General features: G+C 65.9%; 14 protein-coding genes. 8 read left to right on the top strand and 6 right to left on the bottom strand.

Translation table 11 applies throughout. The features are described from left to right. Positions 1-19 precede the first annotated feature (19 nt). From HCU76_RS13400 to HCU76_RS13385, 4 genes are read left to right on the top strand one after another with little or no spacing between them, the layout of a single operon-like run. The gene (locus tag HCU76_RS13400; RefSeq protein ID WP_218509577.1) at positions 20-2,443 is read left to right on the top strand and encodes a DUF3274 domain-containing protein; all 2,424 of its coding nucleotides are present in this window, start codon (positions 20-22) and stop codon (positions 2,441-2,443) included. Further along, entirely contained in the window at positions 2,440-4,134 is a 1,695-nt protein-coding gene (locus HCU76_RS13395; protein WP_218509576.1) for a DUF2875 family protein, read from the top strand. Before HCU76_RS13400 ends, HCU76_RS13395 begins: the two co-directional genes overlap by 4 nt. Before the next feature lie 7 nt (positions 4,135-4,141). After that, positions 4,142-4,357: a hypothetical protein gene (locus HCU76_RS13390; protein ID WP_218509575.1), complete on the top strand. Its 216-nt coding sequence runs from the start codon at positions 4,142-4,144 to the stop codon at positions 4,355-4,357. Continuing rightward, entirely contained in the window at positions 4,354-4,671 is a 318-nt protein-coding gene (locus HCU76_RS13385; protein ID WP_256354160.1) for a PAAR domain-containing protein, read from the top strand. Before HCU76_RS13390 ends, HCU76_RS13385 begins: the two co-directional genes overlap by 4 nt. Positions 4,672-4,837: 166 nt before the next feature. Here the strand turns inward: HCU76_RS13385 and HCU76_RS13380 are convergent, their stop codons facing one another. The 3 genes from HCU76_RS13380 to HCU76_RS13370 form a co-directional block, all read right to left on the bottom strand. Further along, positions 4,838-5,398 (bottom strand): OmpA family protein, encoded by a 561-nt coding sequence (locus HCU76_RS13380; RefSeq protein WP_218509574.1) that lies wholly within the window; start codon positions 5,396-5,398, stop codon positions 4,838-4,840. Between the two features lie 68 nt (positions 5,399-5,466). Then, positions 5,467-6,123 (bottom strand): OmpA family protein, encoded by a 657-nt coding sequence (locus HCU76_RS13375; RefSeq protein ID WP_213959371.1) that lies wholly within the window; start codon positions 6,121-6,123, stop codon positions 5,467-5,469. A gap of 199 nt (positions 6,124-6,322) precedes the next feature. Next, entirely contained in the window at positions 6,323-6,478 is a 156-nt protein-coding gene (locus HCU76_RS13370; protein WP_213959372.1) for a hypothetical protein, read from the bottom strand. Here HCU76_RS13370 and HCU76_RS13365 point away from each other — a divergent pair. After that, positions 6,477-7,625, top strand: a complete 1,149-nt coding sequence (locus HCU76_RS13365) for a murein transglycosylase A (protein WP_218509573.1) — start codon at positions 6,477-6,479, stop codon at positions 7,623-7,625. The genes HCU76_RS13370 and HCU76_RS13365 overlap by 2 nt on opposite strands. On the opposite strand, the gene HCU76_RS13360 is transcribed toward HCU76_RS13365, so the two are convergent. Together HCU76_RS13360 and HCU76_RS13355 are read right to left on the bottom strand one after the other, a co-directional pair. Next, the gene (locus HCU76_RS13360; RefSeq protein ID WP_218509572.1) at positions 7,626-10,022 is read right to left on the bottom strand and encodes a PhoX family phosphatase; all 2,397 of its coding nucleotides are present in this window, start codon (positions 10,020-10,022) and stop codon (positions 7,626-7,628) included. 51 nt (positions 10,023-10,073) lie between these two features. Next, positions 10,074-11,309, bottom strand: coding sequence for a cytochrome-c peroxidase (locus HCU76_RS13355; protein WP_213959419.1), 1,236 nt, complete (start codon positions 11,307-11,309; stop codon positions 10,074-10,076). 307 nt (positions 11,310-11,616) lie between these two features. On the opposite strand from HCU76_RS13355, the gene acpA reads away from it, so the two are divergent. Both acpA and ltnD read left to right on the top strand, forming a co-directional pair. Continuing rightward, the gene (acpA, locus tag HCU76_RS13350; protein WP_218509571.1) at positions 11,617-13,734 is read left to right on the top strand and encodes an acid phosphatase; all 2,118 of its coding nucleotides are present in this window, start codon (positions 11,617-11,619) and stop codon (positions 13,732-13,734) included. Positions 13,735-13,855: 121 nt separating this feature from the next. After that, the gene (gene ltnD, locus HCU76_RS13345) at positions 13,856-14,761 is read left to right on the top strand and encodes an L-threonate dehydrogenase (protein ID WP_218509570.1); all 906 of its coding nucleotides are present in this window, start codon (positions 13,856-13,858) and stop codon (positions 14,759-14,761) included. A gap of 40 nt (positions 14,762-14,801) precedes the next feature. Here the strand turns inward: ltnD and HCU76_RS13340 are convergent, their stop codons facing one another. After that, the gene (locus HCU76_RS13340) at positions 14,802-16,424 is read right to left on the bottom strand and encodes an MFS transporter (RefSeq protein WP_213959377.1); all 1,623 of its coding nucleotides are present in this window, start codon (positions 16,422-16,424) and stop codon (positions 14,802-14,804) included. 71 nt (positions 16,425-16,495) lie between these two features. On the opposite strand from HCU76_RS13340, the gene HCU76_RS13335 reads away from it, so the two are divergent. Continuing rightward, the gene (locus HCU76_RS13335; protein WP_218509569.1) at positions 16,496-19,297 is read left to right on the top strand and encodes a DEAD/DEAH box helicase family protein; all 2,802 of its coding nucleotides are present in this window, start codon (positions 16,496-16,498) and stop codon (positions 19,295-19,297) included. Positions 19,298-19,338 lie beyond the last annotated feature (41 nt).

The raw sequence follows: 19,338 nt of genomic DNA, 5'->3' as shown, positions 1-19,338 counted from the left end.
CAGACAGGGAGCGGAATTCATGGGCAGCATTTACGAGAAATCCAAGCAGGCCGTCGCCAGCGATACAAGTTGCTTGCAGGTGGATCGCGTGGCGGACAAGAAGGTGGCTGTCCCGCCGGACTTGCCGGGCACGGTCATCGTCATTCACGGCGTCAACGATGTGGGAACGTCCTTCGATTCCGTCGAAGGCGGTTTGTGTGACGGACTCGCCGATCGACTGGGTCGGCCCTTCACGTCAGGTGTCTATCGGATGCCGGCCAAGGACGACAAGGGGAAACTCGTCGTCGATCCGGATGCCGTTTTCTTCAAGCGCAAGATCGACGACAGCACGCGGAGCCCGCTCATTCCGTTTTACTGGGGATTCCGCGAGCTTGATGCCAAGGCCAGGCCAGGAAGTCAGACCAAACACGGGCAAGCCGTCGATCGTTTCGGCAACCGCCTGGACAAGGACTTGAGCAAGGGCGGTGGCCCGTTTGCCAACGCGACCGCGACCATTCCCGACATGTGGGGTCGCGGAAAGTGGGGTGCACTGGGTCTGCTGAACATGGCCGCTGGCGACCCACTGCGGCCTGTTCTCGGCAACCCAGGGCGCATGTACATGATCCTGGCGGCCCAACGAATGGCTGCGCTGATTTCAATGATTCGCGACTACGACGCGGATGAGTCGGTGTCCATCGTGGCGCACAGTCAAGGATGCCTCATCAGCCTGCTGGCGCAGGCATTCCTGCAGCAAAAGGGGCTACCCCCCGCCGACACCGTGGTGATCACCCATCCACCCTACAGCTTGGTCGACGATGTGTCATGGATGGCCGACGCCGTGGACCTGGCAAGCGCGGACGGGGACGATGCAATGAAGGGCGGATACAAGTACCTGCAGGACGGCCAGACCTTGCGTGCCCGGGCGGAAACCTTGGCCAACATCGTGAAGCACGTGCACGCCAGCAAGCATCAGGAGCCGCAGTTCACCGCACTGGGCGATGCAAAGTGCCGGGGCGTGGTCGGCAGCAAATGGGAGCCCGGCAAGGACCGGGACAACCGCGGCAAGGTCTACCTCTACTTCTGCCCGGAAGACATGACGGTGGCTTTGCAAAGCATGCAGGGCATTGGCTGGCAAGGCGTGCCTGATTTCCAACGCGGGACGAAGCTCGGTGTGAAGATTGAACCGCGCTCCAGCACACCCCTTCCAGGGCCGGTGCAACACCTCAGAGAGCCCTTCAAGGAACTGGGGAGCGGATTCTTCCAGCGTGTATTCACCGCCAAGAAGCGCCCTGACCCAGGCGCCGGTCAGTCCGTGCTTATCGGGCAGGACAAGGTCCACGATTTCGCCTTGCTCGTGAAGGGAGAAAGCGGGTTCGACCACGCGGCCGGAATGACCGGCATGGCTCGTACCGCGCGCCAGAAGCTGGAACAGGCGAACGCCGACAGCGCCGGCAAGCCCATACCAGCCCCGGCAGGTTCCGGACTCGATACAGAAGCCGTCGCGCGAAAGGGTTGGCGCACCATCAACGGCGAGCCCCTGCAAAAAAAGGTCACAGCGGACCTCTACGCTGGCGCGCTGCAGACCAGTGACCTTCCCCTCGATGTCGCCAGAAATGCGCCAGTCGGCGCGTATGAGGAGGTTGACCCCATCGATGCTTCCATCGCTGCTACGAGTGCCTACGGCAAAGCCGGCGATCACGTGCTGCAAGGCAATGAAGATCACTACATCTGGCAGGTCATGCGCAATCCGGACGCTGACGCCAAACAACTGATGACGCGCGGTGAAATACAACAAAGCCCCAATGAGGCGACCTACCCGTACAGGGTTGCACGCGTGGACTGGATGCGCGCGCACGTGGAGATGGTGCTCAACGCGGGCAAGCCGAACACGCAGTCATGCGTAGTGGCGGAAGCGTATCTCTGCATGGAAGGCAACTCTGGACCCAGCAGGCCTATCGGCCAGTTGCTGATCAAGCGCCTGGAATCGCCCGATGAAATGCGCCTGCGCTGGCAGAACTCGGCGTCGGGTCGTTCATTCCATGGCGCGATCTTCGGCAGCCGGGCGAACCACCGGAACGTAACGGCTTATGACGTGGCGATAGGGCAAGGGAAGGCGCCGAGTGATCCGCTGTTCTACCAATATTTGTGTGCGGTCGCCGATTGGCGGTTGCAGGATTTGACGCTGATGCCACACGGATGGATTTCGCGGCCGGGCATCATGCAGTGGGGGAGATTCATGAGCCTCTACGGTTGCTTTTTCGCTGGCGAGGCCGGATGGCGACAGGAACTCATCCGAGGCAACTGCGAGTACTACAGCAACGGAAAACTACCGGAAATTTTGCCGGTGTTGCCTGATGGTCTGCCTTCGCTAGTGGTGTGCGAAACCATGAATGGCAAGCAGGTGACACAAGGGGCGAAAAAGGTCGCGCAGGCCGACGAGGATGAGGGGAGAGCGTTGACATGAAGTCAGCTCTAGTTGAATCGAAACACTGGCGCCCGGCGCTGGCGACCCTATTGGCCTTAGCAATTGTGTTTCCGCTGTGGGCACTCGGTGGCATCTGGCTACTTCAACCAGAACTTTTTCCGTATCCGGAGCGTGCAATGACAAACAAGATGTGGGCGTGGTTGATTGTGCCGGTGGTTGCGTTGGCAGTATTTGCAGGTTGGCGCTGGTTGGGCCCTTCGGCTATCGCAAACATGGAGCCAGGGCAGAGCGCTCCGCAACCCACTGCCGGGCCTGCCAAGGCGGCCTCATCCGACTGTGTTCTCGAAATCATCGGCATGGGTGTGACTCTCGACAAATTCCGCCAAGGTGCGCTATGGGATGTGCTGAAGCAAGGGCATCCATTTGCCACAACCCGGGAGCTGGATCCGCGGAAGTATGACTGGAGCGGCACCGACAAAATCGGCACATCCGGTGGGCGGGCCTATGACGCGCTGGAAAATGGCGCAAAAGGGATACCCGATTACTGGGGCGTGCCCTCCTTCTCTGCCGGTGCGCCAGATCATTCCGGTGATCCTCGACCTTGGGCGGGATTGGTTGCGGGCGCAGGCTCCGTCGGTATGGGGGGCATGCTTTTCGTCACGGCGCCTTGGGAGTTGTCTGAACGCCCGGACCGTTTGCTGGAAAGGGTTTTTGCGTTCTTCGATGAGCACCCTGAAGTGCCCTTTGTGGTTGTATCAGCCAATGACGACATGGGATCGCGAGACACTTATCGCGCACCCGGCACGCCGGATCTCGTCCGCGACGGCTATTACGTACTTGAGCGACCCGACGCCACTGCCGTGTTCGTTCTCGCGCGCCGAGAGCGACTCGACGCGCTGCGTCCTTTCGCCTTCGAAGACATCAATGAAAACGACTTCGACATCGACGAGATCAATCGCCGCGGCTTCGGGCGTCGCCTCTTCCTGCGCTACAACGAGCTGAGGCGCTCCGTGAGCGTCGCAGATTGGCTCAAGGAAACCGCAGCCTTCGCCCAGCGCCCCGACATCTACCCAAAGGGCGCGTCCGCCCTGGTCAACGAAGTCAACCCATGGTCCACCCGCCTGCCGCGCGACTTCAAGCCCACGCCTTGGTTCCCGATCCCCTGGAGCAGGTACCAGTTCGCGGCTTTCGATCGCTTGCCCACCCTGGGCTATCTGCATCGCCCGGTCTTCGTCAAGATGGCCGATGCGGAAGGCAAACCCTTGACGCGCCGTGACGAGCGAGAAGCAGCACTCGCCACCGGCTGGCAGCAAGCCCTGCAAACGCTGCCGGAGGGAGAGCGCAAAGCCTCGCCCGCACGTGTTGTGACGGCCACAGGAGGCAACCCGGAACAGACCATCGAGCTGGCCAGCCTGATCAGCGGCTGGACCGCCAAGGGTGGCCCTGAAATCGACGCGGCCAAGCCCGACCGCTGGATCAACACCGATGCGCGCCTCGGCAACACGGGCGCCGCGACCTGGTTCGTTCAAATGGCCATCGGCACGATGGGGAGCTACCTCGAAGGCGGCGCGAGCGCGGCCATCAACATGCGCGACCCCGGCGAAGCCAGCATCGTCTTCGTCACGCCTCCCCCGCCAGACAAGCGCAAGGCGCAGCAGTCCAGCGATGGAGGCAACGTGTTCCGCAGCAACGTAACGCCGGCGATCGATCCGGGCAACTACAAGAATTGAGATCGATATGAGTCAAGACCCACCCAGCAAGTGGACAGAACGCTATGTCGTCGGAAGCGTCGCGTTGTTTGTCGTGGCACTGCTCACCGTTACCACGCACACTGGCATTGCGCTGCTATTCACGTTGCCGGGCTTTATTGCCGTCTGCGTCGGATTCATCAACGTTCCGATCGTGCTCATCGTGTGCATGATCTGCCCCCCGCCGAGCGGGAGAGTCAATTGAGCTCGGGCGGTTCAGGCCTGCCGGTCATCATGGTCGGCGACAAGACGACCCACGGCGGCTTCGTCATCGAAGGCATCGATGATTTCAAGATCGATGGCGTCCCTGTTTCCGGCGTCGGCCACAAAGTCGTGTGCCCTCGATGCTTCGGCGTGCATCAAATTGCGGAAGGCTCCGCTCGCACGGTCGTTCATGGCATCCCGATCGCCACTGAATCGATGAAGACGACTTGCGGCGCGCTCCTGATTGCATCGCAGAAGCGGTTCTGCCTCGATCCCTCGACCATCCTGACAAGCCGGACCGGGCAGGCCGCATGAAAGCACCCTTGGGGCAACACGCGGCGCTGCGCAAGGTCTTGTTCATCAAGCCTGCGCTGATGCTCGGGGAGCGATTGGCCGAGGCGGAACAGCCCTCGAACACACGAACGGCGCTCGCCAAGCGAGCGCCGTCTGCAATCGAGCGAGGTACTGCTGCGCCTGCGAGTCAGTGCTTCGTCCGCTCACCCACGAAGATTTCCACGCGCCGGTTCTGCGCACGCCCGGCCGCGCTGGTGTTCTCGGCGATCGGGTCTTGCGAACCCTTGCCTTCGACGGTGATCTGGTTGACGGCGAGCCCGCGGGTGCCCAGGTAGTCGCGCACCGAGGTGGCGCGCGCGACGGAGAGTTTCTCGTTGGTGCTGGCGCCGCCGGTGCTGTCGGTATGGCCGACCACGTACACGGCGATGGCCGGGTTCTTCTGCAGGCCGGCCGCGATCTGGTCGAGAACCGGCGCCAGCTTCAGCTTGACGACGGAGCGGCCCACGTCGAACGAGGTGTCGGCCGGCAAGGTCACCTGCAGGCGGTTGTCGGCGGTCTTGACGATCTTGATGCTGCTGCCGCGCGTGGACTCCTCCAGGGCCTTCTTGAGCGCTTCGAGCTGGGTGGTCCAGCTGTAGGTCTGGACGACCGGCGCCGGTTCCGGCTTGGGTGGGGGCGGTGGTGTGGTGCAACCGGCGATGAACAGCAACGCGCCGAGCGTCGTGCCCAGAAGGACTTTTTTCTGCATTTGAATGCTCTCCCTGATGACTATTTGCAAAGGCGCCGCGGCGTCGAGGCCGCGGCGCCTGGCGATTATCAGCCTTGCGGCGGACGCTCGCCCACGTAGATCTCGACGCGGCGGTTCTGTGCGCGACCGGCATCCGTGGAATTGTCTGCAATCGGTTCACGCGATCCGCGGCCGTCGATGTTGAAGGCGTTGGAACGCACGCCGCGCGAGATCAGGTAGTCGCGCGTGCTGGCAGCGCGCTCGACCGACAGCGGGTTGTTGATGGCGTCGGTGCCGGTGCTGTCGGTATGGCCGATGATTTTGACCTCGGCATTGGCGTTGTTGCGCAGGCCGGTGGCGAACTGGTCGAGCACGCGCGCGAAGTTGGGTTTGATCGCAGCGCGGCCGGTGTCGAAGGAAGCATCGCTCGGAATGGCGAGCTTGAGTTCGTTGTTGGCGGTCTGCGACACCGCAATGCCGGTGCCCTGGGTGGCCTGTTCCATTTCCTTCTTCTGGTTTTCCATCCGTTGCGACCAGAGGTAGCCGCCGAGCGCGCCTGCCGCCGCGCCGAGAGCCGCGCCGCCGGCGATGGCCTGGCGGTTGCCGCCGGTGGCGGAGCCGATGGCCGCGCCGGCGAGCGCGCCAATGCCCGCGCCGGTGCCTGTGGTCTTCTGCGTGTCGGACATGCCGGCGCAGCCGGTCAGCAGGACGGCCAGGGCACAAGTGCTGAGAACGAGTTTTTTCATGGTTTCCCTTTCGGAGAGAGTGGCAAGGAGGAGCCGACGATTATGGGGAACGTCTACGGGGTGTTTTTGTGTCCGCATGTAAACAGGGCGGCATGGAAAAAGCAGCGGAATGGCCCATGGCCAAGCCATTGCGTGCTATCAAGTCGATAGCATCCAGCGTGCTTGAGTACGCGCTGACAGGACCGACTACTACAACAAATCAATCACGCTTCGACGCCTTGGCGTCCTCGGCCGCAGGGGGCGCGTCGTCGCCATGGTCGATCTCGCCGCCCTTGCGTCCCGAGAACATCGTCCACCAGACGATCAGGACGAACACGGCGCCCGCGAGAAAGGCTTCGAGCAGAATCAGGCCCATGAAAAAAGGACTCCTGTGGCGATTGGGTGGGCCCGCGATGGTAGTGGCATTGATGGCGGGGTGCTCGTTCGGCCCGCGCACGCCCGATGTCGCCGTGACGCCGAGCGTCACGCCGCCGCCGTCCTTGCCGCCGCTCACCGGCTCGCTGGCCCATCCCAAGAGTCGCTGGGTGCCGGTGGCCTGGACGGACCTGCCCGGCTTCGGCGACGACCCGCTGCATGAAGGCTGGGTGGCCCTGGTCTCGAACTGCACCCGGCCTAATGCGGCCATCGCGCCGCTGTGCCAGGACGTGCGCCGGCTGGCGATTGCCGACGCACCCACGCAGCGGCAATGGATCACCGAGCGGCTGCAGCCCTACCGCGTCGAGTCGCTCAGCGGCCAGAGCGACGGCCAGCTCACCAGCTACTACGAGCCCGTGTACGACGCCGCGCGCCGGCCCAGTGCGCAGTTCAGCGTGCCGCTCTACCGCGCGCCCGGCGATATCGCCATCCGCAAGCCCTGGTACACGCGCCAGCAGATCGAGACGCTGCCCGAGGCGCAGGCCGCCTTGCGCGGCCGCGAGATCGCCTGGCTGGCCGACCCGATCGACGCGATGATGCTGCACATCCAGGGCACCGGCCGCCTGCGCCTCACCGAGGCCGACGGCTCGCAGCGCGTGGTGCGCGTGGCCTTCGCCGCCACCAACGACCAGCCCTACAAGAGCATCCAGCAGTGGCTGACGAACCAGGGCGTGCGCGCCGGCAAGTGGCCGGACGACACCAAGGATTGGGCCGCGCAGAATCCGCAGCGCGTGCCGCAGCTGCTGTGGAGCAACCCGCGCTACGTGTTCTTCCGCGAGGAGGAGATGAGCGAGCTGGAGGCTTCGGCCGGTCCGCGCGGCGCCCAGGGCGTGCCGCTCACGGCCGGGCGCTCGATCGCGGTCGATCGCGACAGCATTCCCTACGGCACGCCGGTCTGGCTCGCCTCGAGCGGGCCGGCCGCGCAACTGCAGAAGCTGGTGGTGGCGCAGGACACCGGCAAGGCCATCACCGGTGCCGTGCGCGCCGACTACTTCGCCGGCACCGGGCCGGAGGCGGGCCGGCTGGCCGCGGGCATGAACCAGCCCTTGCGCCTCTGGGCGTTGTGGCCAAAGGCGCCTGCACCCTGATCAGAGACCGATCACGCCGCCGTCGTCCCTGGTGATCATCACGGTCGCCGAGCGCGGCCTTGCCGTCGCGCCGCCGGGGCCGTAGGGCGCCGCGATGCCGGCGCCGTTGCCGGGCCAGTGGCTCTCGTACTTGCTGGCGTCGGCGATGTCGGCGGCGGCGGTGTTCTCGCCGGGGTGCTGGATGTTGATGAACAGCGCCTTGCCGTCCGGTGACTCGGCAAGGCCCGTGACTTCGGAGCCTTTCGGCGCGGTCAGGAAGCGCTTGAAGATGGTGTCGTTCATCTTCTTGCCGGCATACGTCGAGACCGTCACCGGGCCAGTGCCGGCGGCGCCGGGCTTGCCGTTGGCCTGGTTGACCACGTCGAGCTTGCCGCCGTCGCCGTATGTGCCCGGCACGGCGGCCAGCAGCATGCAGTTGGTGACGTCGTAGTAGGCGTTGTCATCGGTCTCGATCCAGAGGATGCCGCTGGCGCGCGAGAACCAGCAGCCGTCGGGCTTGGAGAGGTCGTTGAAGTCCGACAGGCCCGACAGGTTCACGTTCTGCTGGTAGTTGGCATCGTCCAGGCCAGCATCGGCCCTGGCCTGGCTGCCGAACAGGTAGATGTCCCAGTTGAACGTGGTGGCCGAGGCGTCGTTGCCGGTCTCGCGGATGCGCATGACCTGGCCGTTGACGTCGCCCTTGTTGGCCTGCGTGGCCGCGTTTTGCGCGGTGATGCCCTTGTTGTCGAGCCAGTAGCGCGGGAAGGCTGGTTCCACGTCGGGGTTGGGCACGTTGTTGCTGCTCAGGCTGCCGACATTGCCACGGTCGGGGTTCTCGGTCATGGTGACGTAGATCTCGCCGTTCTGCGGGTTCACGGCGGTCCATTCGGGGCGGTCGCACCTGGTGGCGCCGGCGGCGTCGGCGGCCAGGCGCGCGTTGACCAGCACGTCGGCCAGGTCGGCGAAGGCGTAGGCGGCGTTGCCCGACACGGCGCTGTTGCCGAGGTCGAGCGGCAGCCAGGTTCCGGTGCCATCGGCATTGAACTTGGCGGCGTAGAGGGTGCCGTCGTCGAGGTACTTGGCACCGGTGGCGAGGCGGTCCGCCGGGTTGGCGTCGGCGGCGTTCCAGGTCGCCTTGGACACGTACTTGTAGACGTACTCGCTGCGCGAATCGTCGCCCATGTAGAAGGCCAGCGGCTTGCCGACGACCGGGTTGCTTGGCCATGCGCCCTCGTGCGCGAAGCGGCCCAGCGCGGTGTGCTTGACCGGTGTCGAGGCCGGGTCGTAGGGATCGATCTCCACCACGCAGCCGAAGGTGTTGTGGGTGTTGCGGAAGTCGTCGATGCCGTCGGCGGATGTGCCGGTCTTGCTGGCGTTCCAGCGCTGGTATTCGGTGTTGGTGGCGTCGGCGGGTACCACGGTCGACCAGCGCTGGCCGCCGGTCACGTTCTGCTTCAGGCCGATGCGCTTGAAGGCGGTGAGTTCCTTGGCACTGCGCGCCGCGTCGTCGGTGGCGGAGCGGGTGAAGAAGCCGGCGAAGTTCTCCTCGCAAGTGAGGTAGGTGCCCCAAGGCGTGTAGCCGCTCGCGCAGTTGCCGATCATGCCGCGCGTGGCGGTGCCGTCTGGCGAGTAGAGGGTCTTGAGCAGCGCGGAACCCTTGGCCGGGCCGCCGAAGACCATCGGCGTGCGTGGCGTGACGCGGCGGTTGAAGGTGGTGTTCTTGACGACGGCCAGCTTGCCTGCGCTGCGTGCGAGTTCGACCACCGAGGCGCCGTGCGCCTCCACTTCCTTGAGGGCTTCGGCCTCGGGGCGTGCGCCGGAAGACGCGTTGGTCTGGCCGTTCGGATGCATGAAGGCCACGGTGCCGTTGATGGCCTCGTGGTTGATGCACATGAGGGCGCGTTCGGTGCTCGACACGGAAGGCTTGCCGTCGGGGGTGAGGCCGAAGAAGTGCATGCCGTCGTGCTGGTCGCCGCTGCGGCGGGCGAAGTCGGCGTCGGTGCCGTCGTTCCTGTAGTCGCCGACGGCGGGGTCGATCGAGTCGCCGGTCGCGTAGATCACGGTGGCGGTGTAGCCGGCGGGGACGACGAGGGTGTCGGCGAGGCTCTTGCCGACGGCATTGAAGCCGAGCGTGGGGCCGGCGGCGGGTGCGGGAGCGGGTGTCGGGGCGGGTGCCGGCGAAGGAGCGGGCGCCGGTGCGGCTGGCAGGATCGGAAAGCCTTTGCTGCCCCCGCCACCGCAAGCGCTCAGCGCCAGCGGTCCGAGGGTGGCGGCTGCCAGGGCGCCGACGCCGCCGCGCAGCACATGGCGACGGTGCATGCGCGTCGCGATGAGTTCATGCAGGGCGGTGTTCGCGCTGGGGTTGTTGTCGAGATCGTCGGGATCGACGTGCGAATACGTTTCGGTGGGGTGTGTCATCGTGGTTCAAGGCTGACGGAAGCCTGACCATAACGACCGCATATGTAGGTTTCATGGCACCCGGGCAGTCCGCTGGTCGGCATCGGTCAGGGTGCGCAGGAAGGCCACCACGTCCCGCACTTCTGCATCGCTCAATGCCGGCCGGTCGCCCGGTTGCCTGTCGAATGGCGGGTCGGTGTTCAGGTTGTCGTGGTACGCGGGTGCCAGGTCGTCGAACTTGCGCACCCGGCCGTCCTTGCCACGCGGGTACCAGCGGGATGGATGCGTGTCGCGCTGCGCGTAGAAGCGCACTGCCTCTTCGAGCGAGTGAAACACGCCGTTGTGAAAGAAGCTCTGGCGCACCGCCACGTTGCGCAGGGAGGGCGTGCGGAACAGGCCGCAGTAGTCGGCGCGGTCCCTGAAGTCGGTGCGCAGCGGCCCGCACAGGCCCAAGTCGTGGAAGGCCGGGTCGGCATTGGCCGGCAGCCGGCGGTTGCGCGGAACGCCGATGGCGATCAGGCCGAAGTCGGTGAACAGCGGAAAGGCGCCATCGGCGGTGACCGCGCTGATGTGGCACGACGCGCAGTTGCCCTTGTCGGGGTCGTTGAACACCCTGAGGCCGCGCGTCTCGGCCGCGTTCAGCTTCTGCTGGCCGCGCAGCCAGGCGTCGTACTTGCTCGTGAAGGGATAGAAGTCGGTGGGCGATTGCTGGAACACCTCGAGCGCCATCGACGCGGCGCGGAACGCGCTGGCCGGGTCGGCGAACACGTCATCGCCGAATGCGGCGCGCACCTTGTCGGCGTAAGGTGCGCGCGCCAGCTTGCGTGCGATGGCTTCGATCGATCCATTGGCCATCTCGGTGGCCGAGAGCAGCGGCAGGCCGGCCTGTTCGTGTGCCGAGCCGGCGCGGCCGTCCCACATGCGGCCGCCGGTGGGGCCGGCGTCGATGCTGTCGTCGCCGTCGTTGTCGTGATGGTGTTCGGTGAACGGCGGCAACGTCTGCAGGTAGCGCAGCGAGGGCGTCGCGCGCACGCCCGTGGTGCGCAGCCCGGGGCCGCCAGGTTGCACCGACAGGGCATTCGGCGGGCCGTAGGCATGGCGGGGATCGTGGCAGCTCGCGCACGACATGCGGCCTGATGCGGACAACGAGGCATCGGAGAACATCAGGCGGCCGAGTGCGGCGAGTTGCGCGGCGCCGGGTTGCGGCTTGCCGGCCGCGGCGGGTGCGTAGGCGGCGCCGACGTGCGCGGGGGCTTCAACAGGGGGCGCACCGGCGTTGCAAACCGCGACGAGTGCTGCAAGCCCCATGGTGCAGATCGAAGCGAGGCTGCGGGGAGTCGAGAAGGATTGCAAGGGTGGCGCGTTGCGGTGGCGTCCCGCTACAGTAGCAGCATCGCGTTGCAGAGGGAGGGCGCGGTCGATGTTCCAGGCCCTGATTGCGCGTCTGCCACGACGCTGTCATTCCGGCGCCCGACCATCGGGGCATTTTGAGAGCCGTCGCACTCCGTCGCCGCAAAAACCACGCCATGCACCGATGATTCCTCCATCCAATCCATCTCGCGCGCGCGTTCCGCGTTCTGTTCTCCGGTTCGGCCTCCGATACGGCGCCGCCGCAATGGCCGGATTGCTCGCCGCCTGCAGCAGTTCCGGCGGTGTTGGCGGCGCCAGCGGTGCGTCGACGAGCGGCATCGTTACGGACGGCGGCTACTACCGCAACGCGAAGGTCTGCGTCGACGCCAATGCCAACGGTCGCTGCGATGCCGGTGAAGCCAGCACCATGACCGATGCCAACGGCGCCTTCACCGTCGGCAGCCGGGGTGCGCTGGTGGCCGAGATCGGCACGTCGAGCAAGCGCATCGACCCCGTGACCGGTGCGGAGGCCGCCGTCACGCAGCCGCTGGTGTTTCGCGCGCCGGCCGATGCCAACGGCGTGCTGAGCGCCATCAGCACCCAACTGGTGGCGCTGGCCGCCGCCAACGGCGGCGACATGGCCGCTGCACGCGCTGCGCTCGCGGCGCGGCTCGGCGTCAGCGAGGCGCGACTCATGGCGGACCCCGTCAAGCTGGCCGACCCCAAGGACAGGGCGACGCTGCAGAGAGAAAGCGCCCAGTCCTTGCAACGCATCGCAGAAGCCGTCGCCGAGGCGGGCAGGAACGGCGACATCCCGCGCGCCCTGCGCAACCGCTTCGCGCTCGATCCGATCAAGACCGTCGTCATCATCTATGCCGAGAACCGCGCCTTCGACAATCTCTACGGCCTGTTTCCCGGCGCCAACGGCGTGCCCGGCGTCAACCCCTCGTCCACCGGCGCCGAGCCGCAGAAGGACTTCGACGGCGCGGTGCTGCCGGCGCTGCCGCCCGCCTGGGGCGGCATGACGGCCGCCGGCCAGCCCGTGGTGGTCACTCAGGCGCAGACCGTCGGCATGCCCAACAGGATGTACCGCATCGATGATCCGGCCGGCTTCTTCAACACCGGCGCCATGCTCACGCACCAGTCCATCACCCGCGACCTGACGCACCGCTTCTACGTCAACCAGATGCAGATCAACGGTGGCAGGAACGACAAGTTCGCGGCCTACTCCGATGTCGGAGCCCTGAGCATGGGCTACCTCGACGGCAGCCACATGAAGCTCTGGCAGCTGGCGCGCCGATTCACGCTGGCCGACAACTTCTTCATGGGCGCGTTCGGCGGCTCCTACCTCAATCACCAATACCTGGTGTGCGCCTGCGTGCCGACCTATCCGAACGCCGATGCGGACAACTCGCCCGCCAAGGGCCTGGTCACGGCGGTCGATGTCGATGGCAACGGCAACTTCCTGCGCCTGACGCCTGCGGCCTCGTCGCCGGCCTCGGTGCTGAACGGGCCGCCGGTCTTCAAGCACGACAGCACGCTGACGCCCAAGGATGCGAGCGGCATGTTCCACGCGGTCAACACCATGCAGCCGCCCTACCAGCCGAGCAGCAACGCGCCGGCTGCCAGCGACAGCCGCAAGCTCTTCGCCGACCCGTCCAAGGCCACCACCCTGCCGCCGCAGACGCAGGCCACCATCGGCGACCTGCTCAGCGCCAAGGGCCTCGGTTGGGCCTGGTACGGCGGCGCATGGGCCAGCACCACGGCCATCGCGACAGGCGATCGGGCCTTCCGGAACACCGCTGCGGCGCCAGCCGCGCCGTCGCCCAACTTCCAGTTCCACCACCAGCCCTTCAACTACTACGCCCGCTTCGATCCGGCCGTGCATCCCGAGGAACGTGCCGCGCACCTCAAGGACTTCGACGCCGATTTCCTCAAGGACATGGCGGCCGGCACGCTGCCCGCCGTGAGCTTCTACAAGCCGCAGGGCAACCTCAACCAGCATCCAGGCTATGCCAATGTCTCGGATGGCGATGCCCACATTGCCGAGCTTGTCGGCAAGCTGCAGGCGAGCCCGCAATGGAAGAACATGCTCATCGTCGTCACCTACGACGAGAACGGCGGCTTCTACGACCATGCCACCGTGCCCCGCGGCGACCGCTGGGGGCCGGGCACGCGCATTCCGGCCATCGTCATCTCGCCCTTCGCAAGAAAGGGCTTCGTCGACAAGACGCAGTACGACACCGCGTCGACGCTGCGCTTCATCACCCATCGCTGGTCGCTGCCGCTGCTGCCGGGGCTGGTGGAACGCGACAACGCGCTGTTGAAGAACGGTGGCCGGCCGATGGGCGACTTGACCGGCGCATTGGACTTCGGCGCCTAGAACCCCCTCCCGACTGCGCCAAGAAGCGGGTTCCGCGGATACCTGCGGAGCGGCTTCTCTTGCTCGCGCTGGATCCGGTTTCATGCGTCATCATCTGTGTCCCTCCAGGAGACACAGACCAATGACGACCCTCACCACCGGATTGATCGGCCTCGGCGCCATGGGCGGCGGCATGGCGCAATCGCTGCGCCGCGCCGGCCATGCCCTCCATGTATTCGACGTGCGCCCTGGCGTGGCAGAAGCCTTCGCGAAGGACGGCGGCCATGCCTGCGCCACCCTGGCCGAACTCGGCGCGGGTTGCGACATCGTGGTGTCGGTCGTCGTCAATGCGGCGCAGACCGAAAGCGTGCTGTTCGGCGCGGATGGCAACAGCGGCGTCGCGGCCAGCATGAAGCCCGGCAGCGTGTTCGTGATGTGCTCGACGGTGGATCCGAACGTGTCGATCGCCTTCGAGTCGAGGCTGGCCGGGAAGGGCCTGCTCTACATCGACGCGCCGATCTCCGGCGGCGCTGCCAAGGCCGCCAGCGGCGACATGACCATGATGACCGCCGCCACGCCCGAGGCCTATGCCAAGGCAGGCGCGGTGCTCGACGCCATGGCCGCGAAGGTCTACCGGCTCGGCGACAGGGCGGGCGCCGGCAGCAAGGTCAAGGTCATCAACCAGTTGCTCGCAGGCGTGCACATCGCGGCAGCCGCCGAAGCCATGGCGCTCGGCCTGCGCGAAGGCGTGGATGCGGCGGCGCTCTACGAGGTCATCACGCACAGCGCCGGCAACAGCTGGATGTTCGAGAACCGCATGGCCCACGTGCTGGCGGCCGACTACACGCCGCTGTCGGCCGTCGACATCTTCGTGAAGGACCTGGGTATCGTGCTCGACATGGCGCGCGCCACCAAGTTTCCGCTGCCGCTGTCGTCGACCGCACACCAGATGTTCATGCAGGCCTCGACGGCGGGCTTCGCGAAGGAAGACGACAGCGCGGTCATCAAGATCTTCCCCGGGATCGAGCTGCCGAAGAAGGCGTCGTAGCGACGCACTTACTCAGTGCCGCGGAGCTCTGGGGCGGGCGCTATCTCTGGACCACGTACCGCGTCACCACCGGCGGGTCCTCGCCGTGGTGGAACGCGAGCCGCCGTTCACGCAGCGCCAGGTCGGCGGCGGTGGCGCGGTTGAAGCGGCGCAGGTGCTCAGTCCATGACTCGTCGACGATCTGCTCCACGTAGCGCCCGGGTTGCGCGATGTCGTGCAGCAGGTCCCAGTCGATCGCGCCTTCGCTCAGCCGCGTGCGGCGCGTCTGGTGCATCACGATGAGGAAGGAAGCCGCGCGTGCGGGGTCGATGATGTACTCGACGTTGATCACCACGCGGCCTTCGCCGGGCGCAGGATGCGCGGGCGCCTTGCTCCAGCCGGGCTGGGCGGGGCTCACGTCGTCGTCCGTGCCATGGTCGCGCACCAGTCGCAGCGCCACCAGCATCACCAGCGTGCCGCTCCCGGCCGCGATGCACAGGCTCAATTGCAAGGTGGACACGGTGGCGATCTGGCCCCAGAACGCGGCGCCGATGGCGGTCGCGCCCATGATCGCCATCTGGTAGGTCGACATGCCGCGTGCGCGCACCCAGTCCGGCAACGCGAGCTGCGCAGAGACGGACAGCGAATTGGCCACCGTGATCCACGCCGCGCCGCCGAACATCATGGCCGGCACCGCGACCCACACGTTGGGCGCAATGGCCATGATGCCCGTTGCAATCGACTGCACCACCGTACCTATCAGCACCAGCTGGTCCCGCTCGTAGCCCTGCCGCAGCCTGGGCAGGAACAGCACCGCGATGATCGCGCCCGCACCCATCGCCGCCAGCAGCAGTGTGAAGGTGCCGGCATCGCCGCCCTTCAGTCCGCGCGCCAGCAACGGCAGCAGCGCAAGCAGGGCGGTCGAGTGCAGGAAGAAGATCGCGATGCGCGTCAGCACGGCGCGCATGCGCTGCGACTGCCAGACGAACTGCACGCCCACGCGCATCGCGCTGATGAGCTTCTCGCGGCCCAGTGGGTTGGGCGTGTGCTCGCGCCGCCAGCGCAGCACGATGAAGCCCGAGGCCACCGACATCACCGCGTTCAGCACGAAGACCCACAAGGAGCCGAAGCTCGCGATCAGCGCGCCCGCCACCAGCGGACCAATGATGCGCGAGGCATTCATCGCGATGCCGTTGAGCCCCAGCGCGGCGGGCAGGTACGTGCGCGGCACCAGTTCCGGCACGATCGCAGAGAAGACTGGCCAGCGCAGTGCCAGCCCGATGCCGTTGGCAAAGGTCAGCGCCAGCAGCAGCGGCGCCGTCATCCAGCCCATCGCCACCGCGGCGCACAGCACGATCGCCACGAAGGCGAGCCAGAACTGCGTGGCCATCAGCCAGCGGCGCCGGTCGAGGATGTCGGCCAGCGCGCCGCTCGGCAGGCCGAGCAGGAACACCGGCAGCGTCGAGGCGGATTGCACCAGCGCCACCCAGATCGGCGTGCTGGTCAACGTGGTCATCATCCAGGCCGCCGCCACGTCGTTCATCCACATGGAGATGTTGGCGATGAGCCAGGTGCTCCACAGCATGCGGAACACGGGGAGCTTGAGCGGCGTGAGGGCGCCGATGCGCGCAGGCGCCGGGCGCAGCGGTTGCGGCGGTGCGTCCTCGATGGAGATGGGTGGCATGGGGGCTATTGTTATCCGCTCGATCCTGTGGGCCGTGATGGGTGCTGCCGCCTCGTCGACAATTCGGCCCCATGACGCCAGAAGCCAAAGCCCGCGAACAGATCGACCAGAAGCTGGTTGCCGCCGGATGGGTGCTGCAGGACATGAAGCAACTCAACCTGGGCGCCGGCCTTGGCGTGGCAGTGCGGGAGTACCCCACCGACACGGGCCCGGCCGACTACGCGTTGTTTCTCGACCGCAAGGCCATCGGCGTGATCGAGGCGAAACCGGACCACACGATCCTCACCTTCGTCGAGGACCAGACCGCCCGCTACGCCTTCGGCGCACTGAAATGGCGGATGCAGGCGGAACCACTGCCCTTCCTGTTCGAAAGCACTGGCCAGGTCATCCGCTTCACGGATGGGCGGGATCCGGCCCCGCGCTCGCGCGAACTCTTTCACTTCTTTCGCCCTGAGCACCTGGCAGAAATGCTGTCGCAGCCGGACACCTTGCGTGGCCGCCTCGTCGCCCGGATGCCTGCGTTGCCTGAGCGCAACCTGCGCGATTGCCAGGTCAGTGCCGTCACCGGACTTGAAAAATCCCTCGCCCTCAACAAGCCGCGTGCCCTCGTCCACATGGCGACGGGCGCCGGCAAGACATTCACCGCCATCACTTCGGTGTATCGCCTGTTGAAGTTCGGCGGTGCCAGGCGGGTGCTGTTCCTGGTCGACACCCGCAACCTCGGCAAGCAGGCCCATCAGGAATTCATGGCCTACACGCCGCCCGACGACGGCCGCAAGTTCACCGAGCTGTACAACGTGCAGCGCCTTGCCTCCAGCACCATCGACCCGCACGCGCAGGTCGTCATCAGCACCATCCAGCGCATGTATTCGGTGCTGTCGGGCGAGCCCATCGACGAATCGGCCGAAGACGTGTCGCTCAACGAGGTGCAGCAGTCGCCCAGGCAGGCCAAGCTCGTGCGCTACAACCCCGACCTCCCGGTGGAGACCTTCGACTTCATCGTCATCGACGAGTGCCATCGCAGCATTTACAACCTGTGGATGCAGGTGCTCGACTACTTCGACGCCTTCCTCATCGGCCTGACGGCCACGCCCGACAAGCGCACCTTCGGCTTCTTCAAAGAAAACATCGTCGCCGAGTACACCTATGAGCAATCGGTGGCCGATGGCGTGAACGTGGGCTATGACGTGTTCGAGATCGAAACCGAGGTGACGAAGAAGGGCGCGCTGCTCGCCGCCAGGGAGTGGGTCGACCACCGCGACCGCCAGACCCGAAAGCGCCGCTGGGCCGAGACCGAGGAAGACAGCGCCTACACGGGCAAGGAGCTCGACCGCTCCGTCGTCAACCCCAGCCAGATCCGGCAGGTCATCCAGGCCATGAAGACGGCCTTGGAAACCACCATCTTCCCCACCCGCAAGGAAGTGCCCAAGACCCTGATCTTCGCCAAGACCGACAGCCACGCCGACGACATCATCCAGATCGTGCGCGAGGTCTACGGACAGGGCAACGCCTTCTGCAAGAAGGTGACCTACAAGGCCGAGGAAGACGCGGACACCATCCTCAGCAACTTTCGCAACGACTACAACCCGCGCATCGCCGTCACGGTCGACATGATCGCCACCGGCACCGACGTCAAGCCGCTCGAAGTGCTTCTTTTCATGCGCGACGTGCGCAGCAAGGGCTACTACGAGCAGATGAAGGGCCGGGGCGTGCGCAGCCTGGGCTTCGACGACCTGCAACGCGTGAGCAACAGCGCCGACAGCGCCAAGACCCGCTTCGTGCTCATCGATGCGGTCGGCGTGGAGAAGTCGCTCAAGACCGAAAGCCGCCCGCTAGAGAAGAAGCCCGGCATGCCGCTCAAGGACCTGCTGCAAGGCGTGGCCATGGGCCACCGCGACGACGACACCGTGCTGAGCCTGGCAAACCGGCTGGTGCGCCTGGCCAAGCAACTCGACGAGAAGGCGCACAAGCGCATCGAGAAGACCTCCGGCGGCGTGCCGGTCGGTGAACTCGGCAAGGCGTTGCTGGTGGCGCTGGACCCCGACCGCATCGTCGCCACCGCGCTGGCCACGGCGCAGTCGCGCGGCATCACGCGCATCGAAGGCACGCTGACCGAAGGCGAATTGCAGGAAGCGCGCAACCAGCGCGTCGCCGCCGCCTGCCTGCCCTTCGATGCGCCTGAACTGCGCGACCAGATCGAAGGCGCCCGGCGCGAGCGCGAGCAACTCATCGACCACGTCAACCTCGACCAGGTGACTTTCGCGGGCTACAGCGCGCAGGCCGAAGACGAGGCGCGCAAGGTGATCCAGACTTTCAGCGACTACCTTGCCGCGCAACGCGACGAGATCGCGGCGCTGGGCTTCTTCTACCAGCAGCCCTACCAGCGCCGCGCCGTGACTTTCGAGATGATCGAGGAACTGCACGACCACCTGAGCCGCCCGCCGCTGATGCTGACCACCGAGCGGCTCTGGAGCGCCTATGCGCGTGTTCACGCGAGCCGGGTGAAAGGTGCGGACCAGAAGCGCCAGCTCACCGACCTGATCTCGCTGGTTCGCTTTGCCTCAGGCATGAGTGCGGCCGGGGGCGAGCAGGCCGAACAGGCTGAACTGAGGCCCTTTGCCGATGAAGTCGACAAGCGTTTTGCCGACTGGGTGTTCCGCCATAACGCGCAGCGCGCCACCGCCTTCACGCCCGAGCAGATGGACTGGCTGCGGCTGATGAAAGACCACATCGCGGCAAGCTGCGCGATCGAGCGGGGCCATTTCAACTACGCGGCGTTTGCGGCCAAGGGTGGGTTGCAGAAGGCCTGGGGGGTGTTTGGGGAACAACTGGATCCGTTGATGGATGAGATGAATATGGAGTTGGTGGCATAGCCGTGATGCGACCAAGAATCGATTTATCAGGTTTTATCTGA

This window comes from Variovorax sp. dw_308, assembly GCF_019207085.1.
Lineage (GTDB): Bacteria > Pseudomonadota > Gammaproteobacteria > Burkholderiales > Burkholderiaceae_C > Variovorax.
This window is presented reverse-complemented; position numbering and strand designations above follow the sequence as displayed.